At 61.5% G+C, this 15,438-nt stretch carries 21 protein-coding genes; 12 read left to right on the top strand and 9 right to left on the bottom strand.

Going from position 1 to position 15,438, the window contains the following annotated elements; all coding sequences use genetic code 11:
• Positions 1-2: 2 nt before the first annotated feature.
• Genes mlaD through MRBLPB4O_RS04840 form a run of 3 tightly spaced genes read right to left on the bottom strand, consistent with a single transcriptional unit; the run spans position 3 to position 2,094 of the window.
• Positions 3-488, bottom strand: coding sequence for an outer membrane lipid asymmetry maintenance protein MlaD (gene mlaD, locus MRBLPB4O_RS04850; RefSeq protein ID WP_016501327.1), 486 nt, complete (start codon positions 486-488; stop codon positions 3-5).
• On the bottom strand, positions 488-1,285 hold the full coding sequence (gene mlaE, locus MRBLPB4O_RS04845; RefSeq protein WP_016501328.1) for a lipid asymmetry maintenance ABC transporter permease subunit MlaE: 798 nt from the start codon (positions 1,283-1,285) through the stop codon (positions 488-490). The genes mlaD and mlaE overlap by 1 nt, the downstream gene beginning before the upstream one ends.
• On the bottom strand, positions 1,285-2,094 hold the full coding sequence (locus MRBLPB4O_RS04840; protein ID WP_016501329.1) for an ATP-binding cassette domain-containing protein: 810 nt from the start codon (positions 2,092-2,094) through the stop codon (positions 1,285-1,287). The genes mlaE and MRBLPB4O_RS04840 overlap by 1 nt, the downstream gene beginning before the upstream one ends.
• Positions 2,095-2,342: 248 nt before the next feature.
• On the opposite strand from MRBLPB4O_RS04840, the gene MRBLPB4O_RS04835 reads away from it, so the two are divergent.
• The 12 genes from MRBLPB4O_RS04835 (at position 2,343) to MRBLPB4O_RS04780 (ending at position 10,127) form a co-directional block, all read left to right on the top strand.
• Positions 2,343-3,317 carry a KpsF/GutQ family sugar-phosphate isomerase gene (locus tag MRBLPB4O_RS04835; RefSeq protein ID WP_016501330.1) on the top strand — a complete coding sequence of 325 codons (975 nt, stop codon included), beginning with the start codon at positions 2,343-2,345 and terminating at the stop codon, positions 3,315-3,317.
• Positions 3,318-3,328: 11 nt separating this feature from the next.
• Entirely contained in the window at positions 3,329-3,853 is a 525-nt protein-coding gene (locus tag MRBLPB4O_RS04830) for an HAD family hydrolase (protein WP_016501331.1), read from the top strand.
• An 8-nt stretch (positions 3,854-3,861) separates the two neighbouring features.
• Entirely contained in the window at positions 3,862-4,434 is a 573-nt protein-coding gene (gene lptC / locus MRBLPB4O_RS04825; protein ID WP_016501332.1) for an LPS export ABC transporter periplasmic protein LptC, read from the top strand.
• Positions 4,421-4,945 carry a lipopolysaccharide transport periplasmic protein LptA gene (gene lptA / locus MRBLPB4O_RS04820; protein ID WP_016501333.1) on the top strand — a complete coding sequence of 175 codons (525 nt, stop codon included), beginning with the start codon at positions 4,421-4,423 and terminating at the stop codon, positions 4,943-4,945. Before lptC ends, lptA begins: the two co-directional genes overlap by 14 nt.
• The gene (lptB, locus tag MRBLPB4O_RS04815; RefSeq protein ID WP_016501334.1) at positions 4,946-5,671 is read left to right on the top strand and encodes an LPS export ABC transporter ATP-binding protein; all 726 of its coding nucleotides are present in this window, start codon (positions 4,946-4,948) and stop codon (positions 5,669-5,671) included.
• 175 nt (positions 5,672-5,846) lie between these two features.
• A complete protein-coding gene (locus MRBLPB4O_RS04810; protein WP_041167860.1) occupies positions 5,847-7,340 on the top strand; it encodes an RNA polymerase factor sigma-54 in 1,494 nt (497 codons plus the stop codon).
• 79 nt (positions 7,341-7,419) lie between these two features.
• Positions 7,420-7,728 (top strand): ribosome-associated translation inhibitor RaiA, encoded by a 309-nt coding sequence (gene raiA / locus MRBLPB4O_RS04805; RefSeq protein WP_016501336.1) that lies wholly within the window; start codon positions 7,420-7,422, stop codon positions 7,726-7,728.
• 12 nt (positions 7,729-7,740) lie between these two features.
• Positions 7,741-8,205: a PTS IIA-like nitrogen regulatory protein PtsN gene (ptsN, locus tag MRBLPB4O_RS04800; RefSeq protein WP_341797657.1), complete on the top strand. Its 465-nt coding sequence runs from the start codon at positions 7,741-7,743 to the stop codon at positions 8,203-8,205.
• A gap of 2 nt (positions 8,206-8,207) precedes the next feature.
• Positions 8,208-9,062, top strand: a complete 855-nt coding sequence (rapZ, locus tag MRBLPB4O_RS04795; RefSeq protein ID WP_016501338.1) for an RNase adapter RapZ — start codon at positions 8,208-8,210, stop codon at positions 9,060-9,062.
• Positions 9,063-9,081: 19 nt separating this feature from the next.
• On the top strand, positions 9,082-9,354 hold the full coding sequence (locus MRBLPB4O_RS04790; RefSeq protein WP_341797656.1) for an HPr family phosphocarrier protein: 273 nt from the start codon (positions 9,082-9,084) through the stop codon (positions 9,352-9,354).
• A gap of 88 nt (positions 9,355-9,442) precedes the next feature.
• Positions 9,443-9,814 carry a type II toxin-antitoxin system RelE/ParE family toxin gene (locus MRBLPB4O_RS04785; RefSeq protein WP_341797655.1) on the top strand — a complete coding sequence of 124 codons (372 nt, stop codon included), beginning with the start codon at positions 9,443-9,445 and terminating at the stop codon, positions 9,812-9,814.
• Positions 9,807-10,127 carry a helix-turn-helix transcriptional regulator gene (locus tag MRBLPB4O_RS04780; protein WP_341797654.1) on the top strand — a complete coding sequence of 107 codons (321 nt, stop codon included), beginning with the start codon at positions 9,807-9,809 and terminating at the stop codon, positions 10,125-10,127. Before MRBLPB4O_RS04785 ends, MRBLPB4O_RS04780 begins: the two co-directional genes overlap by 8 nt.
• Before the next feature lie 36 nt (positions 10,128-10,163).
• On the opposite strand, the gene MRBLPB4O_RS04775 is transcribed toward MRBLPB4O_RS04780, so the two are convergent.
• The 6 genes from MRBLPB4O_RS04775 to pmbA form a co-directional block, all read right to left on the bottom strand.
• Positions 10,164-11,057, bottom strand: coding sequence for a ZIP family metal transporter (locus MRBLPB4O_RS04775; protein WP_341797653.1), 894 nt, complete (start codon positions 11,055-11,057; stop codon positions 10,164-10,166).
• An 11-nt stretch (positions 11,058-11,068) separates the two neighbouring features.
• Complete coding sequence (locus MRBLPB4O_RS04770; RefSeq protein ID WP_016501340.1) at positions 11,069-11,680, bottom strand: superoxide dismutase; 612 nt, start codon at positions 11,678-11,680, stop codon at positions 11,069-11,071.
• A gap of 1 nt (position 11,681) precedes the next feature.
• Entirely contained in the window at positions 11,682-12,143 is a 462-nt protein-coding gene (locus tag MRBLPB4O_RS04765; protein ID WP_016501341.1) for a hypothetical protein, read from the bottom strand.
• 28 nt (positions 12,144-12,171) lie between these two features.
• A complete protein-coding gene (locus MRBLPB4O_RS04760; protein WP_341797652.1) occupies positions 12,172-13,548 on the bottom strand; it encodes a class II fumarate hydratase in 1,377 nt (458 codons plus the stop codon).
• The gene (locus MRBLPB4O_RS04755) at positions 13,541-13,942 is read right to left on the bottom strand and encodes a FagA protein (protein ID WP_341797651.1); all 402 of its coding nucleotides are present in this window, start codon (positions 13,940-13,942) and stop codon (positions 13,541-13,543) included. Before MRBLPB4O_RS04755 ends, MRBLPB4O_RS04760 begins: the two co-directional genes overlap by 8 nt.
• A 127-nt stretch (positions 13,943-14,069) precedes the next feature.
• On the bottom strand, positions 14,070-15,416 hold the full coding sequence (gene pmbA, locus MRBLPB4O_RS04750; RefSeq protein WP_063426389.1) for a metalloprotease PmbA: 1,347 nt from the start codon (positions 15,414-15,416) through the stop codon (positions 14,070-14,072).
• Between the last annotated feature and the right edge of the window lie 22 nt (positions 15,417-15,438).

Below are 15,438 nucleotides of genomic sequence, written 5' to 3'. Positions count from 1 at the left end.
CCTTAATTAGCCGGTTGCGCTTCTTTCGGTTCCTTGCCAACGGAGTTGAGCAGGAACTTGCCAATCAGATCTTCCAGCACCAGTGCCGACTGGGTGTCGTGGATGGTCGCGCCATCCTTGAGCACCTGGTCTTCACCGCCCACGCTGATGCCGATGTACTTCTCGCCAAGCAAACCGGCGGTCAGGATCGAGGCAGTGGAGTCGGTCGGCAGGTTGTCTACCGTCTTGTCCAACTGCAACGTTACCCGACCGGTGTAGGAATCGCGGTCCAGATCGATGGCGGTGACCTTGCCGATGGTCACACCGGCCATGGTCACTTTAGCTCTGACCGTCAAACCGGCGATATTGTCGAAGTAGGCATAAACTTTATAGGTATCGCTGCTCGGGCTGGCCGACAGCCCGCTGACACGCAGGGCCAGCAGCAGCAGCGCCAGGATCCCGGCCAGGAGGAACAGGCCGACACCGATTTCCAGGGTGCGGTTTTGCATCAGAAATCTCCAAACATCAAGGCGGTCAGAATAAAGTCCAGACCCAGCACTGCCAACGAGGCATAGACCACGGTCTTGGTGGTGGCACGGCTGATCCCTTCTGAGGTGGGCTCACAGTCGTACCCCTGGAATACGGCGATCCAGGTTGTGACGAAGGCGAACACCAGGCTCTTGACCAGCCCGTTGAGCACGTCGTCAGTGAACGAAACACTGTTCTGCATGTTGGCCCAGAACGAGCCCTCGTAGACGCCCAGCCAGTCCACGGCTACCCACGAGCCACCCCAGATGCCTACCACGCTGAAGATCAGCGCCAGCAGCGGCAGCGAGATGAAGCCGGCCCACAGGCGCGGCGCGACGATGTACTTGAGCGGGTCGACGCCGATCATTTCCAGGCTCGACAGCTGCTCGGTGGACTTCATGTTGCCGATTTCGGCGGTCAGCGCAGAACCTGCACGGCCGGCAAACAGCAACGCCGTCACCACCGGGCCGAGCTCCCGCAGCAGGGTCAGGGCGACCATCTGCCCCACCGCCTGCTCCGAACCGTACTTGGTCAGGATGCTGTAGCCCTGCAGCGCCAGCACCATACCGATGAACACACCGGACACGACAACGATTGCCAGCGACAGCACGCCTACCGAATACAGCTGCTTGGTCAGCAACTGGAAGCCGCCGCCGATGCCGCCACGGCCGACCAGCGCATGGAACAGGAACAGGCACGAACGCCCCAGCACGGCCAGCACGTCGATGGCCGAACGCCCCAGCAGGCGTACACGTTCGAGTAAGGATTTTTTGCGCATCAACGCGCTCCCAGCAGGTCGGCGCGGTAGTCAGGCGCAGGAAAGTGGAAGGGTACCGGGCCGTCCGGGTCGCCCTTCATGAACTGGCGAATCCGTGGGTTGTCGGAGCCCATCAGCTCGTCAGGGGTGCCCTGCCCCAGCACCTGGCCGTCGCCTACCACATAGATGTAGTCGGCGATGCTGGCGGTTTCCGCCAGGTCGTGGGAGACGACGATGCTGGTGATGCCCAAGGCATCGTTGAGCAGGCGGATCAGGCGCACCAGTACGCCCATGGCAATGGGGTCCTGGCCGACGAACGGTTCGTCGTACATGAGGATCTGCGGGTCCAGGGCAATTGCCCGTGCCAGCGCCACACGGCGCTTCATGCCACCGGACAACTCGTCGGGCATGAGGTCGATGGCACCGCGCAGGCCCACGGCCTGCAGCTTCATCAGCACGATGTCGCGGATCATTTCTTCCGACAGCTGGGTGTGCACGCGCAGCGGGAACGCGACGTTCTCGAACACATCAAGGTCGGTGAACAGTGCACCACTCTGGAACAGCACGCCCATCTGCTTGCGGGCATCGAACAGGTCGCTGCGCGACAGGGTCGGCAGGTTCTGCCCGGCAACCCATACCTCACCGCTGGAGGGGCGCAGCTGCGCGCCCATCAGGCGGAGCAACGTGGTCTTGCCGCAACCCGATGGCCCCATGATGCCGGTGACCTTGCCGCGCGGGATGCGAATGTCGACGTTGCTGAAAATGCTGCGCGAACCGCGTTTGAAGGTAACCCCCTTCAACTCGACCGCGTAGGCGCTATCCACACTCATCTAGACTCCTTGCTAGTGCAGCCTCGTCCTAGTGGACGCCAGCCTCCATCAGGAAGGCACAAGCGCCCCTGCCAGGCCGAATAGCGGCGAACTATAGCACCGCTGACGCCACCGCCCCAAGGCCAGGCAAGCAGTCGTTCAGCCCTGTGACAGGCTTTGATGACATTCGCTACAGCAATCGAAGGGGTGAGGGTTTTCGTCATTGCGCGTATAATCGCTGCCTTTTCATCAGGCATTGCTTTCTCGACATGAGCCAATCCAGCGAGCTGATCCAATCCGCCCAACGCACCCTGCGCCTGGAACTCGAGGCCGTAGAGGCCCTGTTGGCGCGCATCGACGACAATTTCGTCAAAGCCTGCGAACTGATCCTGGCCAGCAAGGGCCGGGTGGTCGTGGTCGGCATGGGCAAGTCCGGGCATATCGGCAACAAGATCGCCGCCACCCTGGCCAGCACCGGTACGCCGGCGTTTTTCGTGCACCCGGCTGAAGCCAGCCATGGCGACATGGGCATGATAACCCGCGATGATGTCATCCTTGCCCTGTCGAATTCCGGTAGCACTGCCGAAATCGTCACCCTGCTGCCGCTGATCAAGCGCCTGGGCATCAAGCTGGTCAGCCTGACCGGCAACCCCGATTCGCCCCTGGCCCAGGCGGCCGAGGTCAACCTCGACGCCCGCGTAGAGCAAGAGGCCTGCCCACTTAACCTGGCACCCACCTCTTCCACCACCGCATCGCTGGTGCTGGGCGACTGCCTGGCCATCGCCCTGCTCGAAGCCCGCGGCTTCACGGCAGAAGACTTTGCCTTCTCGCACCCGGGCGGTGCACTGGGCCGCCGCCTGTTGCTCAAGGTCGAGAACGTGATGCACAGCGGCGACGAGCTGCCCCAGGTAGCCCGCGGCACCCTGCTCAAGGATGCGCTGCTTGAAATGTCCCGCAAAGGTCTGGGCATGACCGTGATCGTCGAAGCCGACGGCACGCTGGCCGGGATCTTCACCGACGGCGACCTGCGCCGCAGCCTGGACCGCAACATCGACGTACACACCACCCTGATCGACCAGGTGATGACCGTGCACGGCAAGACGGCCCGCGCCGAAATGCTCGCTGCCGAAGCCCTGAAGATCATGGAAGACCACAAGATCGGCGCACTGGTGGTGGTGGACCGCGAGGACCGCCCGACCGGCGCCCTGAACATGCACGACCTGCTGCGCGCCGGTGTAATGTGAGGAGTGATGGAATGAACCAGGATCTCATGCAACGCGGCAAAACCATCAAACTGGCAGTGTTCGATGTGGACGGCGTGCTCACCGACGGGCGCCTGTACTTCCTCGAAGACGGCAGCGAGTTCAAGACCTTCAACACCCTCGACGGCCAGGGCATCAAGATGCTCATGGCCTCGGGCGTGACCACCGCGATCATCAGCGGGCGTAAAACGCCTGTGGTCGAACGCCGGGCGAAAAACCTCGGCATCCCGCACCTGTACCAGGGCCGCGAGGACAAATTGGTCGTGCTTGACGGCCTGCTCGCCGAACTGGGCCTAAGCTATGATCAAGTGGCCTACCTGGGCGACGACCTGCCCGACCTGCCGGTCATTCGCCGGGTAGCATTGGGCATGGCCGTGGCCAACGCCGCTCCGTTTGTTCGCCAGCACGCCCACGGCGTGACCCAGGCACGCGGCGGCGAAGGCGCAGCCCGTGAATTCTGCGAACTGATCATGCAGGCCCAGGGCACCCTGGACGCTGCCAACGCCAATTACCTGTAAGGCTGCCCATGTTCAGCAAGAAAGCCCGCAATATTGCGCTGCTAGCAGTGATCGCCGCCCTGCTGGCGGCGGTCGGCTACTGGAACGTCAGCCCGGAAAGCTTCCTCGACAAGCCGGTGGCCCAGGTCGACGAAAGCGCCATCGACTACTATGCGATCAACGCCCACAGCGTGCAGTTTCTGCCTGATGGCAAGCTGCAGTACGAAATGACTGCCGACAAGGTCGAGCACCTCAAGGCCAGCGAAATCACGTTGCTGACCACGCCGGACCTGCACCTGTACCGCGGTACCGAATACCCGTGGCACGTGCAGAGCACCCGCGCCGAGGTCAACCCGGACGGCACCGAGGTCGAACTGATCGACAAGGTCCGGATTGCGCGCATCGACGAAAAGCAGCGTGAAACCATCATTACCAGCTCACGCATGACCGTGTTCCCGCAGAAGCAATATGCGCAGACCGAGCAAGCCGTTAGAATCGACGGCGCCGGTGGCACAACTACGGGCAAAGGAATGAAAGCGTATTTGAAAGAAAGCAGGATGGACCTGCTCTCTAACGTAAGAGGACAGTATGAGGCTCGTTAAAACCCTCCCCCTTTTGCTCAGCCTGAGCGCAGCACTGGGAAGCGCGAGCGCCTTCGCACTGCCGAATGACCGTGATCAGCCGATCCGCATCCAGGCCGACCAGGCCCACCTGGATGACAAGCAAGGCGTAGCCACCTACACCGGCGACGTGGTCATTACCCAGGGCTCGATGATGATCAAAGGCAACACCGTGACCATCACCCGCTCCGCTTCCGGCGACATCGATGTGGTGACCTCGGTGGGCAACCTGGCCTACTTCGAGCAGCAGCAGAGCGCGGCCAAGCCAGACAAGATGAAAGGCTGGGGCGTGACCATCCAGTATCAGGCGCTGAAAGACCTGGTGATCCTCACCGACCGCGCCAAGGTCGAGAACGAAGGCAACACCACCGAAGGCGAGAAGATCGTCTACAACACCCAGACCCAGGTGGCGACCGCCGGTCGCGGTGGCAACGTGACTACACCGCGTCAGCGCATCGACATGGTGATCCAGCCCAAGAAGAAGGCCGAGTAAATGGCAACCCTCAAAGCCCAGCACCTGGCGAAGAGCTACAAGGGGCGGCAGGTCGTACGCGATGTCAGCCTGTCGATCGACAGCGGCCAGATCGTCGGCCTGCTCGGCCCCAACGGCGCCGGCAAGACCACCTGCTTCTACATGATTGTCGGGCTGGTCCAGGCCGAGCAGGGGCGCGTGCTCATCGATAACCTCGATGTCAGCCACCAGCCCATGCACGGCCGCGCCCGTGCTGGCATCGGCTACCTGCCGCAGGAAGCCTCGATCTTCCGCAAGCTGTCGGTGGCCGACAACATCATGGCCATCCTCGAGACCCGCAAGGACATCGACCGCGACGGCCGGCGCAAGGAGCTGGAAAGCCTGCTGCAGGAGTTCCACATCAGCCACATCCGCGACAACCTCGGCATGAGCCTCTCTGGTGGTGAACGCCGTCGCGTCGAGATTGCCCGCGCCCTGGCGACCGCACCCAAGTTCATCTTGCTGGACGAACCATTCGCCGGTGTCGACCCGATCTCGGTCGGCGACATCAAGCAGATCATCCACCACCTCAAGGCCAAGGGCATCGGTGTGCTGATCACCGACCACAACGTGCGCGAGACCCTGGATATCTGCGAAACCGCCTATATCGTCAATGATGGCCGACTGATCGCCGAAGGCGACGCCGAAACCATCCTGGCCAACGACCTGGTCAAAGAGGTTTACCTGGGCCACGAGTTCCGTCTCTGACCCCGGCACGCGCCTGGAGCACCGGAAAATAGCCGCACAACTGCGGGTAAAGTTGTTACGGTGCTCTAGGCAAACGCTACAATTTAAGGCATAAAACTTGCTTGATCTGGCGCCCCGGCGCCCTCGTGTAGTGGATGGCGCATGCGCGCCGGCGAACAAGGTACAAGCCCCTGCCATGAAACCATCGCTCGTCCTAAAAATGGGCCAGCAACTGACGATGACACCGCAGTTGCAACAGGCCATCCGTCTGCTCCAGCTTTCCACCCTGGACCTGCAACAGGAAATCCAGGAAGCGCTGGAGTCGAACCCGATGCTCGAACGTCAGGAAGACGGCGAGGACTTCGACAACAGCGACCCGATGGCGGACAACGCCGAGAACAAGCCGACAGCCGAAGCCCAGGACAACAGCTTCCAGGAAAGCACCATCAGTGCCGACAACCTGGAAGACGGTGAATGGAGCGAGCGCATTCCCAACGAGCTTCCAGTCGATACCGCATGGGAAGACATCTACCAGACCAGCGCCAGCAGCCTGCCGAGCAACGATGACGACGAGTGGGACTTCACCACCCGCACATCGGCCGGCGAAAGCCTGCAAAGCCACCTGCTGTGGCAACTGAACCTGGCGCCGATGTCCGACACCGACCGCCTGATCGCCGTTACCCTCATCGACAGCATCAACGGCCAGGGCTACCTGGAAGACACCCTCGAAGAAATCTGCGCCGGTTTCGACCCTGAGCTGGACATCGAGCTGGACGAAGTCGAGGCGGTACTGCACCGCATCCAACAGTTCGAACCGGCAGGTGTCGGCGCCCGCAATCTGGGCGAATGCCTGCTGCTGCAACTGCGCCAGCTACCTGCCAATACCCCGTGGATGACCGAAGCCAAGCGCCTGGTCACCGATTTCATCGACCTGCTCGGCAGCCGCGACTACAGCCAGCTGATGCGGCGCATGAAAATCAAGGAAGACGAGCTTCGCCAGGTCATCGAACTGGTACAAAGCCTCAACCCGCGCCCTGGTTCGCAGATCGAGTCCAGCGAACCCGAGTACGTGGTGCCCGACGTCATCGTGCGCAAAGATACCGACCGTTGGCTGGTGGAGCTGAACCAGGAAGCCATACCGCGCCTGCGGGTGAACCCGCAATACGCCGGTTTCGTGCGCCGCGCCGACACCAGCGCCGACAACACCTTCATGCGCAACCAGTTGCAGGAAGCGCGCTGGTTCATCAAGAGCCTGCAAAGCCGTAACGAAACCCTGATGAAGGTTGCCACGCAGATCGTCGAGCACCAGCGGGGTTTCCTCGACCACGGCGACGAAGCGATGAAGCCGCTGGTGCTGCATGACATTGCCGAAGCGGTGGGGATGCACGAGTCGACCATTTCGCGGGTTACCACGCAAAAGTACATGCACACACCGCGTGGCATCTACGAACTGAAATACTTTTTCTCCAGCCACGTCAGCACCTCCGAAGGCGGAGAATGCTCGTCCACGGCGATTCGCGCGATCATCAAGAAACTGGTTGCGGCGGAAAATCAGAAAAAGCCATTGAGTGACAGCAAGATCGCTGGTTTACTGGAGGCACAAGGCATCCAGGTAGCCCGTCGCACCGTCGCCAAGTACCGCGAGTCCCTCGGCATCGCACCGTCGAGCGAGCGCAAGCGACTGATGTAGCCCCTGAGATGAGCCACAGCGTTTGTGGGGCAGGTGCGAGACCTGCCTCTTTATGCACGGGCAACAAAGGAGAAGCTGTATGCAAGTCAATATCAGTGGACAGCATGTAGAAGTCACCCCACCGCTGCGTGATTATGTGGAGCAGAAGCTCAAACGCGTAGCGAGTCACTTCGACAAGATCACCAACGTGCAGGTCATCATGAAAGTCGAGAAGCTGCAGCAGAAGGTCGAAGCGACCCTGCAGATTCCTGGCGGTGAAGTGGTTGCCAATGCCGAAGACCAAGACATGTATGCAGCAATCGACGCCTTGGCCGACAAGCTCGACCGCCAACTGAAAAAACACAAGGAAAAACAGCAAAGCCTGCTGCAAGGTGCAGCTGCACGCTGATCCCCCTCATCCATGATCCGACTTGAAACCATCCTGACCCCCGGCCGTTCACTCGTGAACGTGCCGGGCGGCAGTAAGAAGCGCGCCCTGGAAAAGGTCGCCACCGTCATCGCCGACCAAGTGCCAGAACTGGAGATGCAAGACGTCTTCGAAAAACTGGTCGCCCGGGAAAAACTCGGCTCGACCGGTTTCGGCAATGGCATCGCCATCCCCCACTGCCGGCTTGAAGGCTGTTCCGCCCCGGTCAGTGCCTTGCTGCATCTGCAAGCTCCAATCGATTACGACGCCATCGATGGCGCGCCCGTGGACCTGCTGTTCGTCCTGCTGGTGCCTGAAGCCGCTACCGATGCCCATCTGGAACTGCTGCGCCAGATTGCCAGCATGCTCGATCGCAAGGAGGTTCGTGATCGCTTGCGTGCCGCCAGCAGTAACGAGGCCCTGTTCCAGGTTGTCCTGGACGTACAGAACGAGCACTGAACATGCGCCTGATCATTGTCAGCGGCCGCTCCGGCTCCGGCAAGAGCACCGCCCTCGATGTACTGGAAGACAACGGTTTCTACTGCATTGACAACCTGCCCGCCGGGCTGCTGCCGGAGCTGGCGGAAGAGGCTCTGATCAACACCGAACTGCTACAGCCGAAGGTTGCCGTGTCGATCGACGCGCGTAACCTGCCCAGCCACCTGACGCGCTTCCCCGAATTGCTCGAAGAAGCCCGTGCGCGAAACATCCAGTGTGATGTGCTGTTCCTGGATGCCGACGAAGACATGCTGCTCAAGCGCTTCTCGGAAACCCGCCGACGCCACCCACTGACCAATGCCAACCGCTCGCTGGCCGAAGCAATTCGGGTCGAGAGTGAGCTTCTGGGCCCGATCGCCGACCTGGCCGACCTGAAGATCGACACCACCAACCTGAATCTGTATCAGCTGCGTGATTCGATCAAGCTGCGCCTGCTCAACCAACCCGAGCCCGGCACCGCGTTCCTGGTCGAGTCGTTCGGTTTCAAGCGTGGCATGCCGGTCGATGCAGACCTGGTGTTCGATGTGCGCTGCCTGCCAAACCCTTACTGGAAGCCCGAGCTGCGCGAGCACTCCGGCCTCGACCAACCGGTAATCGACTATCTGGCCGCACAGCCGGATGTCGAAGACATGTTCAGCGACATTTCCAGCTATCTGCTCAAGTGGCTGCCCCGCTTCGCCGCCAGCAACCGTGCCTACGTCACCATTGCCATCGGCTGCACCGGCGGCCACCACCGCTCGGTGTACATCACTGAGCGCCTTGGCCAGTTGCTGCAGCAATCCCTGAAAAACGTCCAGGTCCGCCACCGCGACCTCTAGCCCAAGGATCCGCCCCACGATGCCCGCCCGCGAAATCACCATCATCAACAAGCTGGGCCTGCATGCCCGGGCGGCAGCCAAGTTCGTCGGCGTGGCAGGCCGCTTCCCCTGCCAGGTGCGGGTTGGCCGTACGCCGGACAAGCTGGTGGACGGCAAGAGCATCATGGCGGTGATGATGCTGGCGGCCGGCAAAGGCACCCAGGTGCACCTGCACACCGAAGGCGAGCAGGACAACGACGCCATGGATGCGCTGGTCGAGCTGATCAACAACTTCTTCGACGAAGGCGAATAGCCCTCCCGCAACATCTCCTGCCAATTATCAGGATGCAATCGGCCGTGGTTGTCTTTATACCTATATGGGTATAGATTGTGGCCATGCAATGGATGCATTAAAACGAATCAGGGCGCTGTATTGGGTTGGCAGCAGCAAGAAAGACCTTCAGGCACTTCCTGAAGATGTACAGGACATCTTCGGCTTTGCACTGCACTTGGCGCAGGAAGGCGGCAAGCATCAGCAAACCAAATGCCTCAAGGGATTCTCAGGCGCGGGGGTGCTGGAAATCATGGAGGATCACAACCGGAACACCTACCGGGCGGTCTACACCGTGAGCTTTGGCTCGGCTATTTATGTCCTGCATTGCTTTCAGAAGAAGTCCGTCTCCGGCATCAAGACTTCCAGTCACGACATCGCCTTGATCAGGTCTCGTCTGAAGCTGGCCGAGGCACACTCAAGAGGAGAAATAAATGACTGAGATCGAAGCAGGCAGTGGGAACGTCTATGCCGACCTCAACGGTGCCGACGCCAATGAAATGCTGGTAAAGGCACAGCTTGCCAGCAAGATCTGCAGCATCATCAAGGCTCGGCACCTCACCCAGTTGGAAGCCGCAGCGGTACTTGGATTACCCCAACCCAAAGTATCTGAAATGATGCGGGGCAAGTTTCGCGGCATCAGTGAGACCAAGATGATCGATTGCCTGGCGCGACTGGGGCGCGATATCCAGATTGTGGTCAAGCCAGCCCCTCGCTCCCGTCGCGAAGGGCGGGTTGAAGTCATTATCACCTGAGTGCCGCCTGCATGGAGCAGGCGCACCCAAGCTTGCTCACGACAATGCTGTATCCATCACCATCATCAGGCAGAAGCCAATACACAGCCCCAGGCTGGCCAGACGATGATGGCCGTTACTGCGCGATTCCGGGATGATCTCCTGGGTCACCACCAGCAGCATTGCCCCCGCCGCGCAGGCCAGGCCCAGCGGCAGCAGCAGTTCGGCGATGTTCACCAGCCAGGCGCAGATCACCGCAGCCACCGGCTCGACCAGGCCTGACGCTGCGCCTATCAAGAAGGCTTTGAAGCGCGACATGCCCGCCCCGGCCAGCACCAGCGCAATTACCAGCCCCTCAGGCACATCCTGCAAGGCAATGCCCATGGCCAGGCTGTCGGCGTCGGCCATGCCACCACCGGCGGACACACCGATGGCCATGCCCTCGGGAATGTTGTGCGCGATGATGGCGATGACAAACAGCCAGATGCGCGCAGCAATCACCGGCTGGTTGTCGGTGCCGACCAGCGCTTCTGGTGAGGTGCCAGACACCTTGAGGTCAACCAGAAACAGGCAGAGCGCACCGAACAACAAGCCAAAGCTGATCAGGCCGCCCGCGCCCCAAGGGCTGAAACCGATGGACTGGGCCGCGCCCAGACCCGGAATGATCAGGGAAAACGCGGTGGCTGCCAGCATAACGCCAGCACCGAAGCCCAGCAGCGTGTCGGCCAGCGCCACTGGCATGTTGCGAATGACCAGTACCGGTACCGCCCCCAACGCCGTCCCCAGTGCGCACAATGCGCCGCCCTCCAGGGCGCGCAACATCCGTGGTTCCAGGTCCAGCCAGGCAAGGCCACGCGCTACCAACAGCGCGGTGCCCGCCAGCAAAAGCAAAGTCCCAAGCGCCAGGCGAAACAGGCGCACACTGCTGACAGACATCACTTCAGAGCGCATACCGGTCCGACTCACTTCAGGGCTTCAACGTAACGACGTTCCACTTCCGCCCAGTCAATGACGTTGTAGAAAGCACCGATGTATTCCGGGCGACGGTTCTGGTACTTCAGGTAGTAGGCATGCTCCCACACGTCCAGGCCGAGGATCGGCGTATTGCCGTGCATCAGCGGGCTGTCCTGGTTACCGCTGCTTTCCACCACCAAGGTTTTCTGCGGGGTCACGCTGAGCCAGGCCCAGCCGCTGCCGAAGCGGGTCAGCGCCGCTTTGGTGAAGGCATCCTTGAAGGCATCGAAACCGCCCAGTTGCGAGGAGATGGCTTGTACCAGCTGGCCCTGTGGCTCACCGCCGCCCTGCGGCGACATCACAGTCCAGAACAGGCTGTGGTTGGCGTGGCCGCCGCCATGGTTGGTTACCGCAGCGCGCAGGTTTTCTGGCAGCTGCTTGACCGCACCGACCAGTTTTTCCACCGGCCATTCGGCCCACTCAGTGCCTTCGATGGCGGCATTGAGGCCGTTGACGTAGGTCTGATGGTGCTTGCTGTGGTGGATCTCCATGGTCTGGGCGTCGATGTGCGGCTCCAGCGCATCGTAGGCGTAAGGCAAAGCAGGCAAGGTATGGGGCATGTCAGTGAATTCCGTAGGCATGGGTTCCAGGCGCCACGTCCGGCTGGGCAGCGAGTTCGCTGGCCCCGGCATTGTGGCGGTTGAGCAGGCGCTCGGTTCGCGGGTACTGGCCGTACTCGGCGATGAAATTCAGCAGTTCGGTGTAGGTTCGCCCACTGTGGCGCAGCGCTGCGTCACGCAGCGGCTGGGGCAATCGCGCCTCCTGGCTGGCGTGCAGCAGCCGCTGGTGGGCGGCGCACAAGTAGTCGGCGCTCTCGTGCGGCTGATTCAGGCGCACGTGCAGGTCGGCCAGGTTGTGGTGGGCGATGACGAACACGGCCACCGCTTCGTCGACGTCATGCCAGCGCTCGAACAGCACCTGGGCCAGCGCCAGGGCTTGCAGGTAGTGTTCCCGGGCGTCGACCAGCTCGCCTTGTTCGAACAGGCGGTTGGCGGTTTCCGTGGTGCGTTTCCAGTGCTGCATGGGTTGTCTCCTGGGCGGTGACGCAGGGTCAGATACCGCCGGCGGTGAGTTTTTCCGGGTCCAGCAGCGCTTCAAGCTGGTCACGTGACAGGTCGGTGTGCTCCAGCGCCACATCGATGACCGGGCGACCCTGCTTGTAGGCGGTCTTGGCAATTTCGGCAGCCTTGAGGTAACCGATGATCGGGTTCAGCGCAGTGACCAGGATCGGGTTGCGCGCCAGGGCTTCCTTGAGCTTGGCCTCGTTGACCTTGAAGCTGGCGATGGCCTTGTCGGCCAGCAAACGGCTGACGTTGGCCATCAGCTCGATGCTCTCCAGCAAGTTGCGGGCGATCACCGGCAGCATCACGTTCAGCTCGAAGTTGCCGGACTGGCCAGCTACAGCGATGGTCGCGTCATTACCGATCACCTGGGCGGCAACCATGGCGGTGGCCTCCGGGATCACGGGGTTGACCTTGCCTGGCATGATCGAAGAACCCGGCTGCAAGCCTTGCAGCTCGATTTCGCCCAGGCCGGCCAGTGGGCCGGAGTTCATCCAGCGCAGGTCGTTGGCGATCTTCATCAGTGCCACGGCGGTGGTCTTCAGCTGGCCAGACAGCGCCACGGCGGTGTCCTGCGAGCCGATCAGGGCGAACAGGTTCTGCCCTGGGGTGAACTGGACCTGGGTCAGGCCGCTGAGCTGTCGGGCGAAACCGGCAGCGAACAGAGGGTGGGCGTTGATGCCCGTACCCACGGCGGTGCCGCCCTGGGCGAGCGCCTGCAAGCTCGGCAGGGTCGCTTCGATGTGCCCCTTGGCAGCGTTGATCTGTGCCGCCCAGCCATCCAGCACCTGGCTCATGCGCACCGGCATGGCGTCCATCAAGTGGGTACGGCCCGTTTTCACATACTGATGCACTTGCGCCGACTTGGTCTCGATCACCTGTACCAGGTGGCTCAGGGCCGGCAGCAACTGTTCGTGCAAGGCCAGCGCAGCGCTGACATGAATGGTCGTGGGGATGATGTCGTTGCTGCTCTGGCCACAGTTGACGTGGTCATTGGCGTTGACAGCGTCACCCAGCACGCGGCTTGCCAAGGTGGCAATCACCTCGTTGGCGTTCATGTTCGAGCTGGTGCCGGAGCCGGTCTGGAACACATCCACCGGGAAGTGCTGGATGAAGTCTTCCGCCAGCAGTTGCTCGACAGCCTTGACGATGGCGTGGCCCTGCGCTGCAGACAGTTGCTCCAGCTCCACGTTGGCCTTGGCGGCAGCAGCTTTGGCCAGCAACAAGGCACGAATGAACTGGGCCGGCATGCGCAGACCACTGACCGGGAAGTTGTCGACCGCGCGCTGGGTCTGGGCACCATACAGGGCCTGGGCCGGCACCTGCAGCTCACCCATGCTGTCACGCTCGATACGGGTATCACTCATCATCAAATCCTTGCATCAGTTCATCGGGAGAAATCGACGGCAGCAGACGGCAATTGGCCAACTGCAGGGCATAGGGCTGCCAGCGCTGGTTCTGTTCCTGGCGGTCGAGGTTGCGCATGTCCAGCAGTGGGCGCCAGGCCTGGTCCAGGCACAGGCAGCGCCAATGCCAGGGCAGCATGCGGTCGCAGGCGGTATCCAGCAGCAGGCGGAAAGAGGTGAGTGCCACCGTCCATGGCGAGGTCTCGGTGCAGCACACCAGATAGCGGCCTTCGGCAAGGTAATGCTCGATCAGGCGCGGCTCGTCGGGCTCGAGCGCACAGCGGATGCGCCGGCTGAGCCAGCGCCAGTTTTCCAGGTAGGGCAGTTCGCGGAGGACGGGTTTCATGAACATCATCGCCGGGTTACTGGATAATGATATTCATTATTAAGTGATAAACAGAATCACTTCAAGAAAAAGGTGATGAAAAAAACCCGGCGCAGGGGCCGGGTCTTCATTTTATCTGAGCAGTACAGGTTAATGATCAGCTACCAGCAACAGTCATCCGTTCGATCAGAACCGAGCCCGTATGGATGTTGCTGCGGGTTTCCAGATCGCTACCAATCGCGACAATCTGCTGGAACATATCCTTCATATTGCCGGCAATGGTCACTTCCTGAACCGCATGCTGAATCTCGCCATTCTCGACCCAGAAGCCAGCCGCACCACGGGAGTAATCCCCCGTCACCATATTCAGCCCATGCCCCATCAACTCGGTCACCAGCAGCCCGCGCCCCATACGGCGGATCAATGCGGCCTGGTCTTCCACACCGTGAGTGACGAACAGGTTATGCACGCCACCGGAGTTGGCCGTGCTAGGCAAGCCCAGCTTGCGCCCGGAATAGGTGCCCAGCAGGTACGACACCAGCTCGCCTTTGTCGACGAACGGCTTGGCATAGGTAGCCAGGCCATCACCGTCGAATGCCGCGCTACCCAGTGCCCGTGGGATATGGGGGCGCTCGTCAAGGGTAAGCCAGGAGGGGAACAGGCGTTGCCCAATGGTGCCTTCAAGGAACGACGACTTGCGGTAAAGGTTGCCGCCGGAAATGGCCGAGAGGAAACTGCCGAACAGGCCACCGGCCAGCTCGGCGGAGAACAGCACCGGCACCTCGCAGGTCGGTACCGGGCGTGCGCCCAAACGGCTGGCTGCGCGCTGGGCAGCGCGGGCGCCGATACTGCGCGGGTCGGCCAGCAGGTTGCCCTGGCGGTTCACGTCGTACCAGTAGTCACGCTGCATCTGCCCGTCGCCTTCAGCGATCATCACGCAGCTCAGGCTGTGCCGGGTCGAAGCATAACTGCCGATGAAGCCATGGCTGTTGCCATACACCCGGCAGCCCTGGTGGGTATTGAGTGTGGTGCCATCGGCATTGAGAATGCGCGGGTCTTCATCGAACGCCGCAGCCTCGCAGGCCAAGGCCATTTCGATGGCCTTTTCAGGCTCCATGGCCCAGTCGTGATAGAGGTCCAGATCCGGGATTTCGCGGGCCATCAGCGCCGCGTCGGCCAGGCCTGAGCATTCGTCCTCGGAGGTATGCTTGGCAATGGCCAACGCTGCGGCGACGGTCTCGCGGATCGCGTCCGGGCCACTGGCCGAGGTGCTGGCCGAGCCTTTGCGCTGGCCAACATAAAGGGTGATACCAAAGCCTTGGTCGCGGTTGAACTCGACCGTTTCAACCTCACGCTGGCGTACCGTGGTGGACAGGCCCTGCTCCAGCGACACCGCCACTTCGCAGGCGCTGGCCCCCTGGCGGCGCGCCTCGGCAATGATCGCCTCGACCTGCTCCTGCAATGCTGGCAGGTCTTTCGGACCTACGCTCTGGACTGCACTCATGGTTCTCTCCACTAAAATTCTG

This window comes from Pseudomonas sp. LPB4.O (assembly GCF_038383825.1).
Taxonomy (GTDB): Bacteria; Pseudomonadota; Gammaproteobacteria; order Pseudomonadales; family Pseudomonadaceae; genus Aquipseudomonas; species Aquipseudomonas putida.
The sequence above is the reverse complement of the archived record's forward strand: the minus strand, read 5'-3'. Positions and strand labels throughout refer to the sequence as shown.